This window comes from Gammaproteobacteria bacterium (assembly GCA_016716465.1).
GTDB lineage: Bacteria > Pseudomonadota > Gammaproteobacteria > SZUA-140 > SZUA-140 > JADJWH01.
Genome location: JADJWH010000001.1, coordinates 1,239,792 through 1,262,698 on the forward strand (window position 1 = coordinate 1,239,792; position 22,907 = coordinate 1,262,698).

A 22,907-nucleotide genomic window follows, 5' to 3' on the forward strand; every position below is an offset into this window, starting at 1 on the left:
CCGGACAGGGTTCAGGCCCCGCGGCATTTCCCGTGCGGCGATACCCACGAGAAAGAGCAGACCCGCACGTAAGCGTGGTGCCGGCCGCTTGCCCGTCCGCGCCTGAACGGCGTAACAGGGGACATGAGACAGGCCGCGGCGAGATCTGCTAGGCTATCAAGCACGCCACTGCGGCGACATGACGAGGGAGCCGACATGAACGAGTCCGACAGCCTGGCCGCGGATCTGCATATGAACGCAGCCGACCTCTACCGCGAGGAGATGTTCACTGATCGCCAGGTCGGCACGATCCGGCGTCTCTCGCCTGTCACGGCCGACGGCTCCCCCGACGCTTCCCGCCCGGTCAGCTACCTGGGGCAGACCCAGATCCTGACACCGGTCGGCGCCCTGCCGCTCAATTTCGAGATCGCGGCCGCCTCACTCGAGGAAGCGGCGCGCAACTTCGGTCACGCGGCGCAGGCGGCCGCGGAACAAACCATCGAGGAACTGCGTCAGATGCGCCGCGAATCGGCCTCGTCGCTGGTGCTGCCGGACTCGGGCCCGGGCGGGGGATTCCCGGGAAGCGGAAAGATCCAGTTCCCCTGATACCTCCGCGCACCGGCGCCGCGCGATCGAGGTTGACCGTGCGGCGTCTCCTGCCGATATAATCTGGCAACGGGGCTTGCCGCATTTCGGGGCACCGCTATCACATGATCGCACATCCTCACACCGACGATCTTCGGCTGCTGATCCAGACACTGCCGCCGTCACTCCAGCACGCCGTCGATGAATTGCCGGGCGATGAACTCCTGGAAATCGTGCTCGATCTCGGCCGCCGGCCGCAGGCGCGCCTGCCCGGGCGCGCGATAACGCTGACGGAAGACGCGATCACGCGCGCCGATCTCGAGCATGTCATCCGCGCCGTGGGCGCCTTCGGCGCCGACAACCGCGCCGGGATCGAAGGGACGCTGCACCGCATCTCCGCGATCCGCAACCGCCGCGGCGATATCGTCGGGCTGACGCTGCGCGCCGGTCGCGCGGTGTTCGGCACCATCGACCTCATCCGCGACCTGATCGAGGGCGGTCGCAGCGTGCTGCTGCTGGGACGTCCCGGCGTGGGCAAAACCACCAAGCTGCGCGAGATCGCCCGCGTGCTGGCGGACGATTTCGACAAACGCGTCATCGTCATCGACACTTCGAACGAGATCGCCGGCGACGGCGACATCCCGCACCGCGCGATCGGCGCCGCGCGCCGCATGCAGGTGGCTTCACCCGCGGCCCAACACGATGTCATGATCGAGGCGGTCGAAAACCACATGCCCGAGGTCATCATCATCGACGAGATCGGCACCGTACCCGAGACCCTGGCGGCGCGCACGATTGCTGAACGCGGCGTGCAACTCATCGGCACCGCGCATGGCAACACCCTCGAAAACCTGATCCGCAATCCGACGCTCTCCGATCTCGTCGGCGGCGTGCAGACCGTGACACTCGGAGACGAGGAAGCGCGCCTGCGCGGATCGCAGAAGACAGTCAGCGAACGCAAGGCGCCGCCGACCTTCGATGCCGTGGTGGAAATCGTCGATCATGAAGAGGTCATCGTGCATCCCGACACGGCTCAGGCGGTGGACCGCCTGTTGCGCGGGCAAGCGCCCGGCGGGCTGCGCCGCACGCCGGGACAGGAGCAGGCCCTGGAGCCGGCGGCGGAAACCGCCGCAGCGGAATCCCCGCCACGCCCGCGCACCCTGTTCTCTGCCGGCGACCAGAAACAGACCGTCCGTATCTACCCCTACGCGTTCAGTCGCGATCTGCTCGAGCGCGTAATCCGCGATCTGAGGCTGGACGCCCAGGTGGTCAATCGCGCGGAGCGTGCCCAGTTGATCGTGACCTTGCGCGCCCGCGCCGGCGATTCCCGTCTGCAACGCCTGGTCCAGCTCACCGGGCTGCCCGTGCACACGGTGAAGAAGAATTCCACCGCGCAGATCCGCCACCTGCTGCGCAACCTGTTCAATGTGGTGCCCGGCCTGGACGAGCAGGAAACGGAGACCGCTGTGCGCGAAACCGAGGACGGCATCCGCCGCGCCCTGCGCGACGGCGTGGTCGTCTCGCTCATGCCGCGTCCGGCTTCGCTGCGCCGCCTGCAACATCGGGTCGCAAGCCGCCATCACATGGTGGCGGAAAGCGTCGGCAGCGAGCCGCGACGTCACCTGGTGATCTATCCACACGCCTTCTCGGTCGCGAACGACGATACTTCGGACTGATCGGGCACGCTTTCACGCGCGCCTTGCTTGTATTACCTCCCCGCACCCTTTATAGTGACAGCGCCTGCCGCGGTGTAGCCTGACACGAGAGCGAAGGACTTCCTGCCTTCGTTCGCACGTCTTGTTTCCTGCATCCATCCAGCGCACCGTCCCATGCGCATCGAGGATCCCAGGCTGCGTGTCAGCCCCGCTGGCATCAGGTCAGGCTTCCTGAAACGGGCGAGGAACGGACGCGGAAGCGTATGTTCGGCTCTCCTCCTATCCACGCCGCGCCCCTCCCTGGGCAACGCCCCACCCCGGAGATTTATGGAATGAAAAAATTGTATGTCGGCAACCTCCCCGCGGAGACCTCCGAACACGCAGTCAGCGAGCTCTTTTCCGAATATGGCAAGGTCCGCTCCATCCATCTGATGACCGATGTCTTCACGCGCAAGTGCCGGGGCTTCGGCTTCATCGAGATGGAAGGCCATGAGGCGCGCGCTGCCGTCGCGGGCCTGGACGGCAAAACCTTCGGCGGCAAACCCCTGCGCGTGCGCTTCGAGGATGCCGAGCGGAGCCAGGGAAGACGCAGACGCTGAAATCCGCACCACCCCATCCTGTCGCCGCCTAGCGACAGGATAAATTCAAGCGTTATCGGGTACTTGAAAAACCGACCTGACCGCACTGTCGCACTTTCCCGACAGAATCCCCGGGTTACGGGGATGAGATTTCCTTCTGTAACAATCTAATATATTGATTCAAATAGCATAAATATACGTGGCATGGATATCGCATTTGACCGTATGGAACGCTCGCGCGCGACTGACGTAATCAGACCAGCGGGAACACAGGAGGTGAGCCATGAAATCGATGACGATGCAGGCCACATTGACGGCTTTGACACTGATCGCGGCAACCGGTATCGGATGGGCGGATACGTCGCCGGGATCGATGCGCCATGCCGCCATGACCCAGACCCCTTCCTTTGATCAGGTCGACACCAACAAGGACGGCTCGATCACCAGGGATGAGGCCGGTACGGCCAAGGTGCTGCAGCAGGATTCCAGCTTCACGTCCGCCGATCAGAACAAGGATGGCAAGCTGAGCAAGACCGAATATGACGCCGCGATGAAGGCGCAGGATCGGCGAGGCGGATGATTTTGCTCTCATAACCCTTCCTTCCCCCATTTGAGAGCATGCTGGCCGGGGGCGCGAACAGCGCCTTCCGGTCAGGTTTTATTACGGGGAAGGTATCGCACTTCGACCATATATTTCCAAGCAAGGAGACAATGACAATGAAACGATCGACCACCCTTTCCGCCCTGGCCCTGATCCTGGCCGCGGGTTCATTCGCCCTGGTGACCGGCTGCAGCAAGTCTGATGAGACCGCGTCCCTCGAAGACACCCAATCCCGGATCTCGAGCGAGGTCAGTGACGCCGCCAGCGCCATGGGTGAGAAGACGGAAGAGCTCGCCGATCAGGCGCAGGAAGCCGGCGAACAGGCGATGGAAAGCGTTGAGCAGGCGGCCTCCGACGCCGCGGATGCCGCGGGGGATGCAGCCTCGAAGGCGGCGGATGCCGCCGGCGATGCCGCGAGCACCATGGCGGGCGAAACGGACTAAGCGAATCTGATCAGACAATAATCGGCCGGCAGCCAAATTCTTACCGTAGTTCTTCCAAATGGGCGGGAGATGTCTCCGCCCGGCGCCCGCATGCGGCCGGGGATACACCTGCCCGCGGGTGGTCTGTGCTATCCTTCACGCTGCCGCGGGCGGCCGGTACGCCGCCCGCGGTTCCCCGTACGCCGACTTCCGAAAACCGTTCCGGCAGTGAAGGATGCGCATCCATCGACCCGTGGCCCTGTTTCCGACACGATCCATACTGCAGCTGATTCTGCTCGGCTTCGTCGCGGTGGCGCTGCCGCTGGTCATCGCCCTGATCACCGCGGCGGTCTACGTCGACCGCCTCACCACGCATAGCAAACGCAGCGTACTCGAAGCTGTCGCAGCGACCCAGTCGAGCCGTCTGCTGGTGGAGCATCTGACCGCCATGGAGCGCAGCGCGCGGCAATTCCAGGTGCTGAACGACCGCACCCTGCTCGATGCCTACAAGGCCCGGCGCAAACAGCTGTATCAGACCGTCGGTGAGCTGCTCCGCCTCGATCTCAAACCCCTGCAGCGGGAAACCATCGACACATTGGTCGGGCGGGAGGAGGCGGTCTATCGCCAACTCGACGATCCTACGACGAGCGCGGCGGAGATCGCGGCCGCCATCGAATCCTTCTCCGCCCTCAATGCCTCCGCCCGCGAGATCCTGTCGGAAAGCAGCCAGCTCATCGGCGAAAGCGTCGGCGAGATACAGGGGCTCGCGGAACGCGCCCGCCTCCTGTTGCTGTGGCAGGCGCTCACCCTGATTCCGATCGCGCTGCTGCTCACCGTCCTGTTCATTGCGCTGATCGCCAAACCCCTCCGGCAGCTCGACCAGTCGATCCGACGCCTGGGCGACGGCGATTTCGGCCAGGAGATCACCGTCGGGGGGCCCAACGACCTGAAGGAACTGGGCCGCCGGCTCGAATGGATGCGCCAGCGCCTGCTCACGCTGGAAAACCAGAAGGTGTCCTTCCTGCGCCATGTCTCTCATGAACTGAAGACCCCGCTCACCACCATCCGCGAAGGCAGTGAACTGCTCAAGGAGCAGGTGGTCGGCTCACTCAACGAGGAACAGAGCGAGATCGTCAATATGCTCAAGCAGCAGAGCCTGAAACTGCAAAAGTTGATCGAGGATCTGCTCAGATTCAGCACGCTGGAGATCGACAGCCAGCGCATGACGACGGAACCGGTCGCGCTCGACCAGATGATCCGGGAAGTCAGCGCAAACCACAAGCTCGCGGCGCGCTCCCGCTCGGTGGAACTGCGGCTGAAACTGGAACCCGTTGTGGTGACCGGCGACCGGGAGAAACTCCGCACCGTCGTAGACAACCTGCTTTCGAATGCCGTAAAGTACACGCCTGACAAGGAATATGTGCGAATATCCCTGGCGCGCCGCGACGGCGCCGCCGTCATTGACGTCGCGGATACCGGACCCGGCATCCACCCCGACGAACGTGATAAAATCTTCGCGGCCTTCTACCAGGGACGCGCCCGTTCGGCGGGAGCGGTCAAGGGTAGCGGCCTGGGACTTTCCATCGCCAGAGAACTCATTCACCTGCACCATGGCACGATCGAGATCATCGATGGAGACGGCGGCGCCCATTTCCGCGTCACGCTGCCCGACGCAGGCGGAGGCGGCGCGCACAATGATCCGCGTTGAGCGCGCACTGGCGATGTCGCTGCTCGCGGTGACCCTGTCCGCCTGCGCTGCGCTGAACCCGCATGGAAACACCCAGTCCACCACCACTGAGGCCGCGCAGCCCCCCGCGCCGGTGATGACGCCCGCGGAGACGGACGTCTCAGCCGCGCATGATGCCCCGGTCCAGCCCGAGCCGTCCACAGAAACCCCGGCGCCGGCAGCCGTCCGGATTGCCGAACTGCTGCGCGAAGCCGCTGCCTACGGCGCGTCGTCCCCGGAAGAACAGCGCACCGTCCTCGAGGAGGCCGAGACCCGGCGCGCGCACGAACAGACCCCGCAGGCCCTGGTTCGGTTCGCGCTATTGCAGTCGCTCAGCGAAGCGAACCGCCAAGCCGACATCGACACATCCTCACGGCTGCTTGATCTGCTCGCAGAACCGTCCATGGAGGGTAACGACGCCGATCTCGTCCCGCTGACACAGCTGCTCGCGCATATCCTGGGCGAGCGCGGGCGCCTGGCGGCGCAGAATGCCGAACTGACACGCAAGCTGAACCAGCTGAAGGCGATTGAACAGCAACTGGGCGATCGCGACGGGGCCGACATGCCCCCGCCTGCGCCATGAGCGCGCGCCACCGAATCCTGCTCGTCGATGACGACGTCGACCTGCTGAAACTGCTCTCCATCCGCCTCAACGCCGCCGGCTGGGATGTCGCGACCGCGGACAACGCCGACCGCGGCCTGCTCCAGCTCGACAAGCATCAACCGCACGTGGTGATTACCGACCTGCGCATGGATGGCATGGACGGCATGGCCCTGTTCGACGCGATTCACGAGCACCACCCTACGCTGCCGGTCATCATCCTCACCGCGCACGGCACCATTCCGGAAGCCGTCGAGGCGACCAAGCGCGGCGTATTCACCTTCCTGACGAAACCGTTCGACAGCAAGGAACTGCTCAGCTGCGTGGACAAGGCCTATCGCATCAACGCCGCCCCCGCCGAGGAAGGCGCCGCCGCCGGGGCGCAGGCGTGGCGCGAGGAGATCATCAGCCACAGCGCGGCGATGGAAGAGGTTCTGAGCCAGGCCTATCGCGTGGCGGGAAGCAACATCGGCATCCTGATCCAGGGCGAGAGCGGAACCGGCAAGGAGTTGCTCGCGCAGGCCATCCACCGCGCCGGCGCGCGGCGCGATAAACCCTTCCTCGCGGTAAACTGCAGCGCCATCCCCGAGCTGCTGCTGGAAACCGAGCTGTTCGGCCATAACAAGGGCGCGTTCACCGGCGCGACGCAGGACCACAAGGGATTGTTTCAGGCCGCCGACGGCGGCACCCTGTTCCTCGACGAGATCGGCGACATGCCGCTCGCGCTGCAGGCCAAACTGCTGCGCGTGCTGCAGGAAAAGGAGATCCGTCCCGTCGGCTCGACGGTCAGCATACCGGTGGATGTGCGCATCATCTCCGCCAGCCATCAGGATCTGGAAGAGCTGGTGAAAAATCGCCGCTTCCGCGAAGATCTCTATTACCGCCTCAACGTGGTACGGCTGGAAATCCCGCCGCTGCGCGAACGCCCGGAGGACATCCAGCCGCTCGCCAACCACTTCCTGCGCCAGATCGCGCGCGGCAGCACCACGCCGGCGCGTTCGTTCTCCGCCGAGGCGATGGAATTCCTGCTGACCGCGCCCTGGCCCGGCAACGTCCGCCAGTTGCTCAACGTGGTCGAGCACACTGCGACGCTGTGTTCGACACCGGTGATCCCGGTCAGCCTGGTGCAGCGCGCGCTGCGCCAGAAGAACACCGCCCTGCCCTCGCTCTCCGCCGCGCGGCGCAAGTTCGAGCGCGAATACCTCACCCGGCTGCTGAAGATGACCGAGGGCAACATCACCCAGGCGGCGCGCCTGGCGCAGCGCAACCGGACGGAACTCTACAAACTGCTGCACCGCTACGAGCTGGATCCGGAATCCTTTCGCAGCAGGGACTGAGTCGCCGCGACGGTGCACGGACCGCGGGAAACCACGCGGCGCGGCCCCCGCCCGCGGCTACAGCCAGCCCTTGCGCTTGAAGTACCAGTAGGGAGCGATGGCCGAGGCCACCATCAGGAGCAGCGCCCAGGGATACCCCACCAGCCAGTGCAGCTCCGGCATATAGTCGAAATTCATGCCATAGATGCTGGCCACCAGCGTCGGGGGCAGAAACACCACGGCCGCGATGGAAAAGATCTTGATGATCTGATTCTGCTCGATGTTGATGAAGCCCTGCGCGGCATCCATCAGGAAGTTCACCTTCTCGAACAGAAAGCTGTTGTGCGGGAGCAGCGAATCGATGTCGCGCAGCAACTCGCGCACCCACTCGGTGTTGGTGGCGTCGAGACGTCCGCGCCTTAGCAGAAAGGTCAGGCCGCGCTGGGCGTCCATCAGACACAGCCGGATCTTGCCGTTGATGTCCTCATGGCGCGCGAGTTCGTCGATGGACTCCTCCAGCTCGACGTCGTTCTCCTCCAGCACCATGCTGCTGACGCGTTCGAGACCGGTGTAGACCTCTTCCAGCGTATCCGCCAGATCCTCGATCTTGATCTCGAGCAGGGTCAGCAGGATCGACATGGCGCTCACCGCCACGCCGGACTCGCGCCGGGCGCGCATGCGCAGCAGGCGGAAGGCCGGGATCTCGCGCTCGCGCAGGCTGAACAGGCGGTCACCGCTGACGGTGAATACCACCGAGGTGTTGCGCGGGTGGCCGTCCACCTCATGCAGGAACAGGCCGTGGACATGCAGGCCGCTTTCGTCCTCGTAGGAGCGAGCGCTGGCCTCGATCTCTTCGGCCTCCTCGGCCTCGGGCAGCTCCTGACGATAGAGCGCCTCGACACGCGCCCGCTCATCGTCGGTGGGATCGACGAGATCGATCCACAAGGCATCTTCCAGGCGGCGTTCCGGTTCATCTCCGGCCAGCGGCACCAGGCGACCGTTATCCAGCACAAAGGCAAACAGCATGGAGGCCCCCCATCCGCGACCGTATCCCGGCAAACCGGGGGCACTGTAGCATACAACGGGATTTGTGATAAACCTCGGCGCCTGCCGCGTGACTCGCTGCGGGCATCACGGGTGGAAACGCGGACAGTAAGCGCCGCCGGAAACGGGGATCGACTAGCCCAGATCCGACGCCAGCGAGCGGCGCACGTTATCGGCCACGGCCTCGATGGTATGACGATAGGCGGGGTGATCAATGCCCATGCCCATGCCGGCGCCCTGCCGGACCGCCCCGCTCATCGCGGGCGTGAGCTCGAAGCGCAGGAAGTGTACCGAAGAGGTCTTGTCCACCCTCTCGCGCTCCATGTCTTCGTCGGCGATGGCCCACACCGGTTCGAATCCGGCGACCCGCAGCCAGACCCGGTCCTCGATGTCGACCATGCGCGCCAGGGCCTGCTGGCGCTCGTCGATATCGGCGTATTCCAGCATGAAGGTGGCCTTGAGGTTGCTGCCGTCCGGGATCAGCGGGTTGTAGGCCTCCAGCTCATCGATGATACCCGCCTCCTCGAAGATGCGCTCCACCCGCAGCATTTCCTGCACCTGGTACTGGATGGTCAGACGGTCCTCGAAGTACAGTCTGGCATGGGGGCCGATCGGGACCTGGCGGTCCTTCTTGTGCGCCATCACGCGCGCGCGGAAGTCGGCGCGCATCCTGGCATAGGCCTCAAGCGAATACAGATCCTGTCGTGTCAGTTTCTTCATGGCAAGCTCCGGGATCGCCCCGCGGCGGGCGTCACTCTATGCCGTAGGCGGTTCTCAACAGCGTAATGGGATGAGTCGAGTCCGAACCGTCCCCCAGGCCGTTGGCGATGTGATGACCGGCGATCGGGCAATCGCTGGAATAATGGTCGGCCCCGGCGCCCTTGACCTTGTTGATCACGGGGCGGCAGATCTTCGTCGCAATGGCGAAGGTCTCGCTCTTCACGCCGTAGGTCCCGTCATGTCCGGAACAGCGCTCGATCATCTCCACGCTGGTCTGCGGCACCAGTTGCAGCAGGTCGCGCGTCTTGTAGCCGATGTTCTGCACCCGCAGATGACAGGCCGTGTGATAGGCAACCTTGCCGAGCGGACGCTTGAAGTCGGTCTTCAGGCGGCCTTCCTTGTGGCGCAGCATCAGATACTCGAAGGGGTCGTAGGTCGCGCGGCTGACCGCGCGCACCTGTGCGTCCCGCGGGAACAACAGGGGATACTCCTGCTTCAGCATCAGCACGCAGGACGGCACCGGCCCGACGATGTCCCAGCCGTCTTCCACCCACTGCGCGAGCCGGGGAATATTGAATTCCTTGGCCTGCCGAACCGCCTCCAGGTCGCCCAGTTCGAGCTTGGGCATGCCGCAGCAGCGCTCCTCCTCCATCGTGACGACGGGGATGCCGTTGTGCTCGAAGATCGCGATCAGGTCCTCGCCGATCTGCGGTTCGTTGCGGTTGCCATAGCAGGTGGTGAACAGCACCACCCTGCCCTTGGTCTCCGCGGTGGCGACCGGCTGCAGCACGGGCGGCTGCCGCCGCTTGACGCGCTTGCGCAGGCTGTCGCTGTGGTATTCCGGTATGTGCGCATCGGGATGGACGCCGATGAACTTGTCCATCAGCCTGCGCACCGCCCCGTTCCGGTTGGCGGCGTTCACCGCCTGCGCGATTACCGGTATGCCGGCCAGATTGCCCACCGTATCAGTCGCGGTGAGCATCTTGTCGCGCGCCGTGAATTCACCCTTTTTGAACTTGACCGCCTTGGCGCGCAGCATCAGGTGCGGGAAATCGATGTTCCATGGATGCGGCGGCACGTAGGGACACTTGGTCATGTAGCACATGTCGCACAGGTAACAGTGGTCGACCACGTCCCAGTACACCTTCTTGTCAACGCCGTCGAGTTCCAGGGTCTCGGAGGCGTCGATGGCATCGAACAGGGTTGGGAAGGAGTTGCACAGGCTGAAGCAGCGCCGACAGCCATGGCAAATGTCGAAGACGCGTTCCAGTTCCTTGATCAGTGCCGGCTCGTCGTAGAACTCCGGCTGGTCCCATTTCAACGGGTGGCGGGTGGGCGCCTCGAGGCTGCCCTCGCGCTGGCCTTCGGTCACGGTCGTCGACATGATGATGAGGAACGCACGCTATGGAGACAAGGCTGCGGGGCCGGCACAACCGGCCCCTTTCGACAGCCGGTGGTTTACTTGCCCAGGGTATCCAGAGATTTCTGGAACCGGTTCGCGTGCGAACGCTCGGCCTTGGCCAGCGTCTCGAACCAGTCCGCGATCTCGTCGAACCCTTCGTCGCGCGCCGTCTTGGCCATGCCCGGGTACATGTCGCTGTACTCATGGGTCTCGCCGGCGATCGCCGCCTTCAGGTTCTTCGAGGTATCGCCGATCGGCAGACCGGTGGCCGGATCACCGCAGGCCTCCAGGTATTCCAGATGGCCGTGGGCATGCCCGGTCTCACCTTCCGCCGTGGAGCGAAACACGGCCGAGACATCGTTGTATCCTTCCACATCGGCCTTGGACGCGAAATACAGATAGCGCCGGTTGGCCTGCGACTCGCCCGCGAACGCGTACTTGAGATTGTCTTCCGTTTTACTGCCTTTCAGTTGCATGTCATGACCCTCCAGAACAGACGTATCACTCATATATTTAGACGCAGTCTAAATTCTTGCCTACTGTATCCCAAGCCCCCTCGATCCGCAAGCCCGTATCCTGAAATTGAGAAATTGAGCGGCCCGTTGGCCCGGAAAGAATAACGTACGGAGTCGTTCACGGCCACGGCCGGAACCCCCGCCATCCCCCGGTCCTGTCCGGTGAAGATATAAAACTCACAGACCCATTTTTCAAGCATCGGCGGGAAACCGGAGGATGCTGCCGGGACCCATCCGGCCGTCGGGGTGAAAACGGCCAGCGTCCGGGAAACATGCATCGCGGATTGGCGTGATGCGATTCCCGGACGCCGGTTATTTCATCCTCTGCACCGCACAGGCGCCGCTCTTGCGGACCGGGCCCCGAGCAACGGTGCGGCGGTCAGATCTTCCGGCAGACTGTGTAAAGAGTGGTGCCGTCGTCGAGGTAGTTGGTGGCGGCGGTCGTACCGGCCGGCTCGGCGTTGTTGGTTCCGGCGAGGGCGCGCACGGTGCCCGTATCGGACAGGCCGTCATCCACCGCGGCGTCGATGGCCTCGGCCGCCTTGCCGGGGACATTGCCCGCGCACACGATATTGCCCGTCAGGCCCAGACCCCAGGCCGCCGTGGTATTGGAGATGCCGATCTGGCCGTTGTAGCCATGCAGCGGATTGGCGCGGCCGCCGGCGTTATTCGTCACTCCGGAAGGATCGCCGGCAATCAGGCCGGAATAGCGCAGGTGCTGCCACAGTAACTGGTTCTCGCTGTTGCCGGCATCGAAGGCGTTGGCATTCGCCAGCGCGCCGTTGCCGTTGCCCGCCACGGCGTTCGCCCAGCCGCGCCCGGCATTGCTGGCCTTGGTGTCGTCGCCCGGCAGTGCGTGGTAGCGATTCTGATAGGCATAGAAGGCCGTTACCACGCCATCCATATCGTTGCGCAGGCTCTGGATCCTGGCATTCTCGATCATCTCCTGTCCCTTCAGGACACCGCCCAGCAGCAGACCGATGATCACCAGGACGATCGCGATTTCGATCAGCGTGAAACCCGCGTTTCGTTGTTTCATGTTCATACCCTTCAACCTCGCTCGTTGTTTGGCCCTGACCGGCGATCCCCGACTCAAGACCTGTTGTGTTTCTCGCCCGGCGGTGGTCGCACCTGAGTCGGGCTGGCGCCGTGCCCCGCACTTCCAAGGCGCCTGTCAGCGGGTAACCAGCAACTCCTGTGCCAACCCCTGTCCGCCCGGACTTTTCCGGGGTCAGGGCCACTTCCCGGCGCTGACCAGGCGATTGATGAGACTGTTTTTTGACACCCACAGCAAAATATCGTCGTATTGCCCGTCGAGATAAACGCCCTGGACATAGGTGCCGTCCGGGGCGCCGCTGTTGACGCAGGTCAGATTGGTATTCAAGGTACCGTCGGCGTCGTTGCCCAGGTTGGGCAGGCCGTCGGCGGCGCAGGAAAACACAAGGGCCGCCGGCCCGTCGGGATCGGCCGCGGTGAGCGCCGTACCGTCCGTATCGACGATCGCGAGCCCGCCGGTCGTATCGGGCGGATTGGGAATCGCGGCCACGAAGCCGTTATTGGCCCGATAGCGCAACGGATGCCCCCAGGCATCCTCTCTGCCGACCCCCAGGGTCGCCCACGGCACCGTCCCCTCGACGTTGTTGCAGGTCGGACCGTTTTCAAAACCGTCGCCGTCGCTGTCGGGACAGGGCAGCCGCCGATGCACGACGGCAAAGCCCAATAAGGCCTCACCGACCTCCTTGACTGTCGCGGTCGTCGAGTCGCGGCGCTGGGCCTCCATCTGCACGGACAGAGGCATCAGCAGGCTGCCGAGCAGCACGCCGATGATGACCAGCACCACGGCCATCTCGATCAGGGAGAATCCCCCCACCCGTTCGCGTCCGCCGACAACCCCGCCGCCTTGTGTTCGCATGATCCGTCTCACTGACATTCCGCATCCGCACCGACGCACAGGACCTGATCGTTGAAGCCCGCATCGCCGTCCCGCCGCTCGAAGGCGTTATCAGCCGGCGTCGTGTTGTCACCCTCGAGATAATTCGTAACCGTCCCCTTCTGCGCCGGCGAGCTTCGCGCCTGCCCCGCCAGCGCACGCCCCGCCGCCAACACGACGGCGTGATGCTCGCCGCCGCCGCTGATCTCGAGACACACGGGACAGGCCGCCGCGCCACCCGGGATGAAATCGGGCGCGAGGGCGTAAAAAACGAATTCCCGCCAGTTGTCCCAATAGGTTCCCGCGACGAAACAGCCCGCCGGCCAGGCGGTCTGCATCGAGGTATCCGGCGAACCCGGCGTGGCATCGACCGCCGGCGCGCCCGGGATGCGCCCGAAGCGCTCGCCGAAATCCCCGGCGTAGTCCGGCACGGCGGCGGGATCCAGCCTGGCCGCCCAGGGCAGCTTTCCCCCTGAGGCGGTGGCGTACGACTGCAGGCACTGTTGCGCACCACGCGCCACGCGCCGTTCCGCCAGCGTGATCAGCTCGTCGGCCGTGACATAGACGATCTGGTCGTTGAACGTGTCGCCGCGTGCCGCCGCGATAAATACGCCGTCGGAATCGGCATTGCTGTAGGACGTGGCGCCGATCGTCACGGTATCCAGATAATTCGCCGCGGCCGGCGCCGCACCAGCGCGATTCTGGCCGCGCAAGGCTGCGCCGGGCGCCAGGATCACCGCGGCAACGCGATCGGACAGCACGTTGCCGAATTCATCGCGCACCGTCAGCCAGTTCGTCGAGATCTCCGGCAACGCCGGATCGATGGCGGGATATCCGCCGCCGGAGGGCTGGTACAACAGATTCCGGCTGACCGCATACCACAATCCTTCACCGCTTCCGTCCGTCACATTCACCCCCAGGCCGGACAGGGGCGGGATGCAGGGCGTGGCCTGTCCGGAGGCGGGCAGGCGGCCAAGCAGCATGTTCGCGTTGACCGCCCCCGCGGGACAGTCGCTGTTGCCGTCGTAGTTGCCGTCGCCGTTGCGATCGGGATAGGGCAGCATCCCCGGCCGATCCGGATGGCCCACGGACCAGCCCAGCAGGGCGGCGCGGGCCTCGGCCAGGGCGTGCGCCGTGGCCTGATCCAGGTTCATGACTTCACTCACGTGATTCAAGCGTTGCACCAGCACATAGCTCGAACCCAGCAGGAGGATAAGCAGCATCACCAGCAGGACCACCCCGCGCTGTCCGGCCGCCATGCGCGCGGGCGCATCTCCTCGCACTCGGGTCGGCATCATGGTCCTGGCTGGCCGGCCTGGTAGGACTCGCGTACCGCGCCGTTATCGGGATCGAAGACCTGCCCGGGCTTCATCCAGATCGAACGGCCCGCGCTCGCCGCCGGGACCCGGACGCGATCGCGGGCATCCATCCTTCCGTCACCCGCCATGTGTTCTCCATTGACCCAGAGCGTATCCGGGCCATCGCTGCGGCGCACCACACCGTCGAGGCGCAACGCCGCGGAGGAGAACCGGTTCGGTGACATCGAAGAGGCCGAGTCCTCGCGGCGCGGCCCGCTTGCGCGCAGGCGATCAATTTCGGTCCGCTCCTGCCCGGTCATGAACAGCCGGCCCAGGCCATCGGTGAACCCGGCGGAGACGACGCACGGCAGGGCCGCGAGCAGAAGAGAAACGGCCATCCGTGCGATCCGGCAGCGTCGTCCGTTCATGTCACACGTCCCCGGTCGCGGCCGTTCCGGGCCGCATGGTAAACAGCATCAGTTCGCAGGTGGCGGAGAGATTCGGCGACAGAACCCCGGCCTCCGGCGCATCGGCCAGCCTGCGGATGACACAGGACTCCACATGCATGGCGCCAGGGGAGGCCCGGTCGAGGCCAGAGATCACGGCGGCGAGATCCCCCTCATGCATGAGTTCCATGTCCAGTTTCATCCGGCTGGCGTAGAGCGCCACCCCGGGATACTCGGCAAGATTGGCCAGCGTAAAACTCTCGCGCGGCATGATCTGATATTGCAGCTTGGGCAATTGGAGCCGGCGCGCGCTGTCGCGAACGGTCTCGACCCAGTCGAGCCGGTTCTCGGCGCCTATCATCCCCTGCCGGCGCAGGGTCAGATAGCGCGCATGGTATTCGGCGATCAGACGGTCACGGTTTTCGGCATCCAGATACTCCGAGCGCGCGGCATCACGCTCGCCGGTCAGGCGCTGGTAGCCGTGTTGCTGCGCCGCGAGGTAATAGGCGCTGGCCGCCACCATCATGACGCCGGCGACAGCCGCGGCCAGCAGCCAGCGCGCGACTCCGCGCAGGTACCGCCATTCCATGCTACGTGCCTTCATGCCCAGTCCTCATAACGACCCTGATCTCGAAGGTGGCGGGCGCATTGTCCGATTGCCCCCCCGCCATCCCCGCGATGGTCGATTCCGGATCCACATTCAGCGGCATGGCCTGGGCACTGACCGCGCTGAACCGGGGGTCCCGGCGCAGGGTGTCCATAAAGGACTCCACGCGGTCGAATGCCGCGCGGAAATCACCCGCGAACGGTTCCACGCGCCCCTTGATGATCGCCGTCTCGCTGCCGGAGACCTCCACGCTTTCGGGTCCGGGCTGAGCGAGATCGACCGGATTCACATCGCCCTGCTGCAAAGCGGCGCTCCAGTCGATTTCATCGATCCGGATCGCAGGATGCGCGGACACCCCGGCACTCAGGGCGCGCAACATATCCCAAGGCGTGGCGCTGGTGTGCTGCAGCATATCCCCGGCGTCGACCATCCAGCGCATCTCGTCCACACCGACATCCATTTCCGGGCGGTTGGCGGTGGCCGCTTCGTAGTCCGCCCGCAGCGACTCGATCGTGTGCATGGCCAGATCACTCTGGCGACCGAGGGCAACCCCGTCCATCACGTTTATGCCGGCCCAGGCGGCCCCGCCCAGCACCATGCCCAGGCTCGTCGCGAGCACGGCCTTGCGGGCCTGGTAGAGGCGATAGATGCGGCGGTCCGGCATCTGGGCATAATTGAACACGGGCGCGCTGCGGTTAAGCAGATGCGTGAACAGCCGCTCGCAATCCACCTCACTTGCCGCATCCGCAAGACCGACGGACGCGGCCGCGGCTGCAAAATCAATCAGGTGATAACGCGTCGACTCCTTTTCTCCCCAGCCCCCGCGTAGCCGATCGACAAGGGAGCGGCTTCCTATTACTACAACATCGAGCGGAGCATCATGCGCCAGCACGCGCAGACGGTTCAGGTAGCGCCGGTTTTTCTCGATTTCATGCGCGAGCGGCACAGCGTCGAAATCGTCGCTCGTCAGCGGCGACAGGCGGCTGTTCTTGAGCTCCTGCCGGTGCAGAAAGGTCTGGCGCAGATATCCCTGCCGGTTCGCGGTCAGCAGCAGCACGTTGTCGCCCGTGATCTTGAGTCCATGGAGCAGTGATCGCGCCAGCATCGCTACCGAATGGATGCCCGCCAGCGGGACGTGGCTCTCCGCCAGCGGGGCCGTCAACGCGGTTATCGCATCGGGATTGGTCAATGCCGTCAGCAGGACACGGTCGTCGCGGCGCCCGGACTCGATACGTCCTTGCACCTGGGCGGCGCGATAGGGGGTCGCGCGGAACGTCTGCTCGAGCTTGCGCGCGAGGACGGCGTGACGATCGCGCCCGATCAGGTGGGGCAGCGTGTCAATCCGATACTCCTCCTCGATCATATCGACGAGCAGGCGACTGATGATATGCGGCTCCTGGGCGAAATACTCGCCCAGCGCCGCGCGACCGGCGGCATCGTCGTCAAATGCGACCTCACCGAGAAACGACCGGCCGTCGTACATCGAGACGGTGATGGCGTCGGGGGCGGCGTAGATAATGCGCTGCAAGGTCATATCACATCCGTATCTTGCTGATCATGTCGTATACCGGACCCAAGACCGACATCATGACCCAGCCAAGGATCAGCCCCAGCACGACCGTCATGACCGGCTCGATGACCGTCTGCAGGCGTTCGATCGATTCACGCACGTCGCGATTGTAGAAATAACTCACGTTGTTCAGCGCGGCATCCAGCCGTCCGGTGCTCTCGCCCACCTTCAGCATGCGCATCAGAAGCGGCGGGAAAAGCGAGACGCTCTCGATGCTCTCGCTCAGCGTCCGGCCCTCGGCGGCATAACGCGTGACCTTGCCGATCGCGGCCGCCACCACCCGATTGCCAACGATCTCCTCGCTGATCTTGAGGCAGTCGAGAATCGGCACACCGGAGGAATACAACAGGGAGAAATAACTCGCGAAGCGACTGAGGATGATCTTGCGCAGGATCGGGCCCACCACGAACAGGCGCAGTTTCGCGCCATCGATCCGGTACTGGACAGCCGGACTGACCCGGGCGAGATAGCGGACGCCCATGAATATGACGACCGGCGCCAGCAGGATCACATGCCAGTAGTGAACGAACACACCGGAAACCCACAGCAAGGCGCGTGTGTGCAAGGGCAGTTCTCCGCCCAGGTTGCGGATGAATCCGACCAGCTGGGGCACCAGATAGATCATCAGGAAAAACACCACCGCGACCACCACGACCCCGACGAAGGCCGGATACATCGCCAGCTTGCGCGTGTGCGCGATCAGTTCATCCTGCCACTTCAGCGATTCCGCGAGATTGGCCAGCACGTCGCTCAGGCGTCCGCTGGACTCGCCGGCCCGGATCAGGCTGATAAACACGGGGTTGAAAATGCGCGGAAACTCCGCCAGCGCCCCCGACAGGGTCTTGCCGCCTTCAATCGAGGCTATCAGCGCGACGACCATTTCACGCAGCCGCAGGTTGTCCATGCTGTCCCGGAGATCGCCCAGCGCCTCCAGGATGGGAACGCCGGCGCGCAGCATCTGTTCCATGTGAAAACAGAAATTGATCAGGTCCTGGCGTGTGACGCGACGTCCGCCGATGTGACCGGCGCTCGCGGTGACCTCGCGACAGGTGATCAGGTCGAGCTCCATATTGCCCAGCCGGGTCTCGAGCTCATTGGCATTGACGGCCACCAGCCGGCCCTGGACCACCCTGCCGCGACCGTTCATCGCCCTGTACCGGAATATCGCCATGGCGACGCCTATACGATCCGTCCGGTAAGGTCGACCACGCGCGAGACCTCGTCGAGGCTGGTGTCACCCGCGAGCACGCTGCGGATGCCATCATCGGCAAGCGTGCTGAAACCCAGCGAGAGCGCGTGCTTGTAGAGTTCGCGCACGGTGGCGCGGCGCGCGATCATTTCATCCATATCCGGATCGATGCGCAGTATCTCCAGCAAGGCAAACCGGCCCCTGTATCCCTGGTGATCACACTGCGGACAACCCTGCGCCCGGTATACGGTAACCCTGGCGTTGCGGTCCTCGATGCCGAGCAGCCGGCGTTCGACGCCGACGGGTTCATAAGGCGTCCGGCAATGCCGGCACAGGCGACGCACCAGGCGCTGCGCGACCACGCCGATGATGTTTCCGGCCATGATGTCGGGAAGCACGCCGATATCGAGCAGACGCGGCACCGCGCCGAGCGCGGAGTTGGTGTGCAGGGTGGAAAAGACCTGATGACCCGTCATGGCGGCGCGGAACGCCATCTCCGCGGTATCCTCGTCGCGGATCTCGCCGATCAGCACGATGTCCGGATCCTGGCGCATGATCGAACGGATGCCGTTGGCGAAATCGAGCTTGACGGATTCGTTGACCGAGCTCTGGCGTATCATCGGCATCGGATACTCCACCGGATCCTCCAGCGTCATGATGTTGACCGCCTCGGTGTTGCGGAAACTGAGCATCGAATAGAGCGTGGTCGTCTTTCCGCTTCCGGTCGGTCCGGTCACCAGGATGATGCCCTCCGGACGCGCCATCATCAGCTTGAGCGTCGACAGCGCCTCCTCCGTCAGCTTGAGTTTCTCCAGCGGGACGATGCCTTTCTGGCGGTCCAGGATACGAAGCACGATGTTTTCGCCATGCGTGGTCGGCTGGCTGGCAACGCGGAAATCGACCGGCCGACCGGCGATGGCGCGTGATATCCGTCCGTCCTGCGGCGCCCGCGTCTCGGCGATATTCATGGTAGCCATCACCTTGAGCCGGACCGAGACTCCCGACCAGTAATTCTTGTGTAAGGTCTGTGCCTGGCGCAGCACGCCGTCGATGCGGTAGCGGACGCGCAAGAAGCCCGCCTCGGGTTCGAAATGGATGTCCGAGGCGCCGCGTTTCACGGCGTCGACCAGCAACGCGTCGACCAGACGCACCAGCGGATGGCTGTACTCCTCCTCCTTGCCGTGGAAGGTCCGGTAATCGACCTCACCGGTCTCGATCTCGTGCAGGATGCCGTCGATGGAAAGCTCGTAACCGTAGAACTGATCGATTGCAGCCTCGATCTCGGCCTCGCTGGCAAGCAGGGGTTTCAGTTCGAGATCGCCCCCGAGCAGGGCGGCGGTCTGATCCAGCGCGACGACGTTGAAGGTATCCGCCATGGCCACCGTCAACACCTTCTGCGCCGGATCGTAGGAGATCGGCAGCATGTTGTAGCGGCGCGCCAGATCCTTCGGCATCAACGCCAGGGCCTCCGGATACGGCACGATCTTGGTCAGGTCGATGCTTTCCTGCCCGATCGATTCGCCGAGAACATCGCGCATCACCGCTTCGGTCAGGAATCCGAGCTGGACCACGATCTTGCCGAGCGGCACGTTCTGGCGCTTCTGCTCGGTCAGCGCAATGCGCAGCTGATCCTGGGACAGTAGCCCTTTTTCGATCAGCAGCTCACCCAGGCGCAGCGGCTTGCGTACCGCGCTCATTGGCGGCCTCCGCCTGGCGTGGTCAGGGTATCGATGCGGCGCTCCACATCGTCGGTGTTGAAACTGCTGGCGCCGGAACGGCTCAGTTCGAGCGCGCGCCGGTAATAGCCGATAGCGGCCCCCCGTTGCCCGAGGCGGTCGAGCGCCACCGCCAGGTTGAAGGCATAGTCCGCGCGGACGGAATCATAACGGTAGGCGTCGAAGAAGGCCTGCTGCGCCTCCGGCCAGCGGCCCTGGGCCACGAACAGCGTGCCGAGCGTGAAATGCAGATATGGCGCCTCGGGTTCCTGCCGGAGCAGCAGCTTGATCCGGCTCTCGTCCTGTACCGGATCATTGCCGCCCTGCAGCCCGATCAGACCGGCGACCGGCGCGCTGTCAAGCGGGTTCAATTCGAGCAGGGTACGATAATACTGCCGCGCCTCCTCGGTCCGCCCACCCCGCTGCGCGAGCGCGGCAAGACCGAGCAGCGCATCGCGATTGCGCGTGTCGAACTGCAATGCCTGGCGGTAGGCCGATTCGGCCGCCGCATCATCACCGCCCTGGTAGGCCGCGAACGCCTTGCCGAGCAAGGCCTGCAGCGGATCCTCCACTTCATTGCGCACGATGACCAGCGGCGGCGCGACATGTTGTTCTTCGGGCGCGGGTGTCATCGCCTGCGGCGGCGTGGATCCCGCCTCTCGCGCGGCGACGCGCGACTTCGGCGGCGCGACCGCGGCAGGTGGTACCACTGGAGAGATACCCTGCGGCGTCTCATCGGTGACCGGGCCGCCGGACTCGGACGGCCCGATTGCCGCTTCCTCCATCGGCTCCGTACCGGACTCGGCCGGGGCCTCTGGCATCGGCTCCACCATGGCCGGCCTGGCCTCGCGGAGATCCCCGGTCTCGACGACCACCCTGAAATAGATCACGATCAGGCCCGCGAGCAACAGCGCGACGCCGCCTCCCGCCAGGTATCCGAACCGGCGGCGCCGGGACTGACGCGCCTTGAGCGCGAGCATGCGTCGCGCCTGTTCATGATCGACACTCCGCCCCGTTGTAGATGCAGATACGGCGGGCTCGGGCCGCCGCGCTTCGGACGCCACCGGCGGGTCCGGTACAACAGGCATCGAGACCGGGGATGGTTCGGACGGTGACGGCTCCACGGGTGTCACCTCGCTGATGGACAGGGTGATCCCCTCTCCTTCCGTGGACGGCTTCTGACCGGCTGCATTCTCGCCGTCATGGGCGATCAGCCTGGCAACCACGGGCGCCTCCGGCGCCGTGGCGCCAGTCTCGTCACGTGGATCGACTGCACCTTGCTCCCTGACCTGTTCGGCCCGGCGCAGGGCATCCATCAACAGACTCATGAGGCACCATCCTTCTCCGGCGACGGCCGCTTTAGCGCGCCGAATTTCTCCGTACCGGGATCAACCAGATGCCTGCTCGCCGTGTCCGCGTCGAAACCGACGCCCGCGCTGCGCACGACGGTCGGACGCAGGAAAATCACCAGCTCCGTCTTGGTGAACCCGTCGTCGCGATAGCTGAACAGGTTCCCGATCACGGGCAGGGAGGACAACAGGGGCACACCGCTCTTGTTCTTGTCGACCTTGTTCTGCATCAATCCGCCCATGACCACGGTCTGGCCATTCGCGACCTGCAGCAGTGATTCCATCTCGCGCACCTGGATCTCCGGTACCAGGTTGTCAAAGTCCGACCCGAGCAGGCGCGGCACCGGGTCCGTGGCGAACCCGGTGATGCGGGAGATCGTCGGTCGCACATTGATACTGACGGAATCCGTGCCGTTGATCTGTGGCGTCACGCTCATGACCAGGCCGACGGGCACGGTATGGATGGTGCTGGTATAGGTGGTACGCGGCTGGGCGTTATCCGTCCCCTCGAAGATCTCCTGCTCGACCGAGAAATAGACCTGCTCATCCACCACCTTGAGCACTGCGGTCTGGTTGTTCAGCACCATGATCTTGGGGCTGGACAACACCTTCACATCGCCGAAGGTTTCCAGCATGCGCACGGTCGCCGATATATTGCCTCCGCCCGGGGTATCCTTGTTGTAGGCAAGGCTGAAAAACGGCGCGGTGGCGAGGTTGTTCCCGAGAAACGACCCGATCACCGACGGACCGTTATGATCACTGCCCTGGGCGTCGGAGAGGCGCTGCCAGTCCACACCCGCCTGATAGCCGTCGCTGAGTTCGACCTCGACAATCGACATCTCGATCAGTACCTGGCGCATCGCGTTCGCGAGCACTTCATCCACGTAGGTCTGGACCTGCTCCTGCTGACGCTGGGTCCCGAGCACATTGATGACGCCGCTGTTGGGGTCGATCACGACCGACGAGGAGGCCGCGCCGTCCGCCGTGGCGGCGGTCCCGCCACCGACGATCGAACGAATATTCCCCTCGAGCCGAACCCAGAAATCGTTCTTGGTAGTATTGGTCACCGTGGTACGGGAGACATTACCCTCCTCGCCGGTCCCGCCGCCTTCCTGGCCGACGGTACCTCCGGTGGTTGCGATCTTCGTCGCCACGCTGACCTCGGACACGCTGTCGCGCGCCATGTTCAGATAATCGACCTTGTAGGTCTGCCAAAACGGCAGATCGGGCGAAACCACCAGATTCGGGCCGTCGATCGTGTAGCGCAGGCTGACCTGCTTGGCAACGCGGTTGAGAATCTGGGGCAGGGTCTGATCCACCGCGTTGAGCGTGACCGTCCCGGCAATACCCGGATGGATATCGACATTGAGCCTGGCGTCACGCGCCAGACTGAAAAGCAGATCCTTGACCGGGACATCGCTCACAACGACGGTATAGGTCTCCAGTTTCGCCGTTGGTCTGGGCCTGGGCAGCACCGGCGCCTGCGCGACTGCCGCCGGGATATCCCCATCTTCGGATGGCGGCGCCTGCAGATGCTCCTCCGAGATCTTCGGCGGGTTTGTCGCGCTGCACGATATCAACAGCAGGAATGCCGGCAGGAGGACGATCATTTTTTTCATGGTTGCTTTCCGCCCTGATATTCAGTTGAAACTCGGTTCC

Annotated in this window: 22 protein-coding genes; 8 read left to right on the forward strand and 14 right to left on the reverse strand. The window is 64.4% G+C overall.

Annotation, left to right across the window (positions count from 1 at the left end; translation table 11 throughout):
• The first annotated feature begins 195 nt into the window (after positions 1–195).
• The 8 genes from IPM20_05950 to IPM20_05985 all read left to right on the forward strand — a co-directional run bounded on the left by IPM20_05950 (position 196) and on the right by IPM20_05985 (position 7,484).
• Positions 196–585 carry a hypothetical protein gene (locus tag IPM20_05950; protein ID MBK9131167.1) on the forward strand — a complete coding sequence of 130 codons (390 nt, stop codon included), beginning with the start codon at positions 196–198 and terminating at the stop codon, positions 583–585.
• A gap of 104 nt (positions 586–689) precedes the next feature.
• Entirely contained in the window at positions 690–2,240 is a 1,551-nt protein-coding gene (locus IPM20_05955; protein ID MBK9131168.1) for an AAA family ATPase, read from the forward strand.
• A gap of 311 nt (positions 2,241–2,551) precedes the next feature.
• Positions 2,552–2,818 (forward strand): RNA-binding protein, encoded by a 267-nt coding sequence (locus tag IPM20_05960; GenBank protein MBK9131169.1) that lies wholly within the window; start codon positions 2,552–2,554, stop codon positions 2,816–2,818.
• A 262-nt stretch (positions 2,819–3,080) separates the two neighbouring features.
• Positions 3,081–3,377: an EF-hand domain-containing protein gene (locus tag IPM20_05965; GenBank protein MBK9131170.1), complete on the forward strand. Its 297-nt coding sequence runs from the start codon at positions 3,081–3,083 to the stop codon at positions 3,375–3,377.
• Between the two features lie 137 nt (positions 3,378–3,514).
• Positions 3,515–3,841 (forward strand): hypothetical protein, encoded by a 327-nt coding sequence (locus tag IPM20_05970; GenBank protein ID MBK9131171.1) that lies wholly within the window; start codon positions 3,515–3,517, stop codon positions 3,839–3,841.
• 214 nt (positions 3,842–4,055) lie between these two features.
• On the forward strand, positions 4,056–5,528 hold the full coding sequence (locus IPM20_05975) for a HAMP domain-containing histidine kinase (GenBank protein ID MBK9131172.1): 1,473 nt from the start codon (positions 4,056–4,058) through the stop codon (positions 5,526–5,528).
• Complete coding sequence (locus IPM20_05980; protein MBK9131173.1) at positions 5,515–6,129, forward strand: hypothetical protein; 615 nt, start codon at positions 5,515–5,517, stop codon at positions 6,127–6,129. The genes IPM20_05975 and IPM20_05980 overlap by 14 nt, the downstream gene beginning before the upstream one ends.
• Positions 6,126–7,484, forward strand: a complete 1,359-nt coding sequence (locus tag IPM20_05985) for a sigma 54-interacting transcriptional regulator (protein MBK9131174.1) — start codon at positions 6,126–6,128, stop codon at positions 7,482–7,484. The genes IPM20_05980 and IPM20_05985 overlap by 4 nt, the downstream gene beginning before the upstream one ends.
• A 57-nt stretch (positions 7,485–7,541) precedes the next feature.
• Here the strand turns inward: IPM20_05985 and corA are convergent, their stop codons facing one another.
• The 14 genes from corA to mshL all read right to left on the reverse strand — a co-directional run bounded on the left by corA (position 7,542) and on the right by mshL (position 22,867).
• Positions 7,542–8,489 (reverse strand): magnesium/cobalt transporter CorA, encoded by a 948-nt coding sequence (corA, locus tag IPM20_05990; GenBank protein MBK9131175.1) that lies wholly within the window; start codon positions 8,487–8,489, stop codon positions 7,542–7,544.
• 153 nt (positions 8,490–8,642) lie between these two features.
• Positions 8,643–9,227, reverse strand: coding sequence for a DUF3501 family protein (locus IPM20_05995; GenBank protein ID MBK9131176.1), 585 nt, complete (start codon positions 9,225–9,227; stop codon positions 8,643–8,645).
• Positions 9,228–9,258: 31 nt separating this feature from the next.
• A complete protein-coding gene (locus IPM20_06000) occupies positions 9,259–10,611 on the reverse strand; it encodes a Fe-S oxidoreductase (GenBank protein ID MBK9131177.1) in 1,353 nt (450 codons plus the stop codon).
• Between the two features lie 74 nt (positions 10,612–10,685).
• Entirely contained in the window at positions 10,686–11,105 is a 420-nt protein-coding gene (locus IPM20_06005) for a rubrerythrin (GenBank protein ID MBK9131178.1), read from the reverse strand.
• 418 nt (positions 11,106–11,523) lie between these two features.
• Positions 11,524–12,189: a prepilin-type N-terminal cleavage/methylation domain-containing protein gene (locus IPM20_06010; protein ID MBK9131179.1), complete on the reverse strand. Its 666-nt coding sequence runs from the start codon at positions 12,187–12,189 to the stop codon at positions 11,524–11,526.
• Between the two features lie 186 nt (positions 12,190–12,375).
• Complete coding sequence (locus IPM20_06015) at positions 12,376–13,056, reverse strand: type II secretion system protein (GenBank protein MBK9131180.1); 681 nt, start codon at positions 13,054–13,056, stop codon at positions 12,376–12,378.
• Positions 13,057–13,064: 8 nt separating this feature from the next.
• Entirely contained in the window at positions 13,065–14,333 is a 1,269-nt protein-coding gene (locus IPM20_06020; GenBank protein ID MBK9131181.1) for a hypothetical protein, read from the reverse strand.
• A 35-nt stretch (positions 14,334–14,368) separates the two neighbouring features.
• Positions 14,369–14,770: a hypothetical protein gene (locus IPM20_06025; protein ID MBK9131182.1), complete on the reverse strand. Its 402-nt coding sequence runs from the start codon at positions 14,768–14,770 to the stop codon at positions 14,369–14,371.
• A gap of 31 nt (positions 14,771–14,801) precedes the next feature.
• The gene (locus IPM20_06030) at positions 14,802–15,422 is read right to left on the reverse strand and encodes a hypothetical protein (GenBank protein ID MBK9131183.1); all 621 of its coding nucleotides are present in this window, start codon (positions 15,420–15,422) and stop codon (positions 14,802–14,804) included.
• Positions 15,409–16,959 carry a hypothetical protein gene (locus IPM20_06035; GenBank protein MBK9131184.1) on the reverse strand — a complete coding sequence of 517 codons (1,551 nt, stop codon included), beginning with the start codon at positions 16,957–16,959 and terminating at the stop codon, positions 15,409–15,411. The genes IPM20_06030 and IPM20_06035 overlap by 14 nt, the downstream gene beginning before the upstream one ends.
• A 1-nt stretch (position 16,960) precedes the next feature.
• Positions 16,961–18,166, reverse strand: a complete 1,206-nt coding sequence (locus tag IPM20_06040) for a type II secretion system F family protein (protein MBK9131185.1) — start codon at positions 18,164–18,166, stop codon at positions 16,961–16,963.
• Between the two features lie 8 nt (positions 18,167–18,174).
• The gene (locus IPM20_06045; GenBank protein MBK9131186.1) at positions 18,175–19,881 is read right to left on the reverse strand and encodes a type II/IV secretion system protein; all 1,707 of its coding nucleotides are present in this window, start codon (positions 19,879–19,881) and stop codon (positions 18,175–18,177) included.
• Positions 19,878–21,227, reverse strand: a complete 1,350-nt coding sequence (locus IPM20_06050) for a tetratricopeptide repeat protein (protein ID MBK9131187.1) — start codon at positions 21,225–21,227, stop codon at positions 19,878–19,880. The genes IPM20_06045 and IPM20_06050 overlap by 4 nt, the downstream gene beginning before the upstream one ends.
• Complete coding sequence (mshL, locus tag IPM20_06055; GenBank protein MBK9131188.1) at positions 21,224–22,867, reverse strand: pilus (MSHA type) biogenesis protein MshL; 1,644 nt, start codon at positions 22,865–22,867, stop codon at positions 21,224–21,226. Before mshL ends, IPM20_06050 begins: the two co-directional genes overlap by 4 nt.
• Positions 22,868–22,907: the final 40 nt, after the last annotated feature.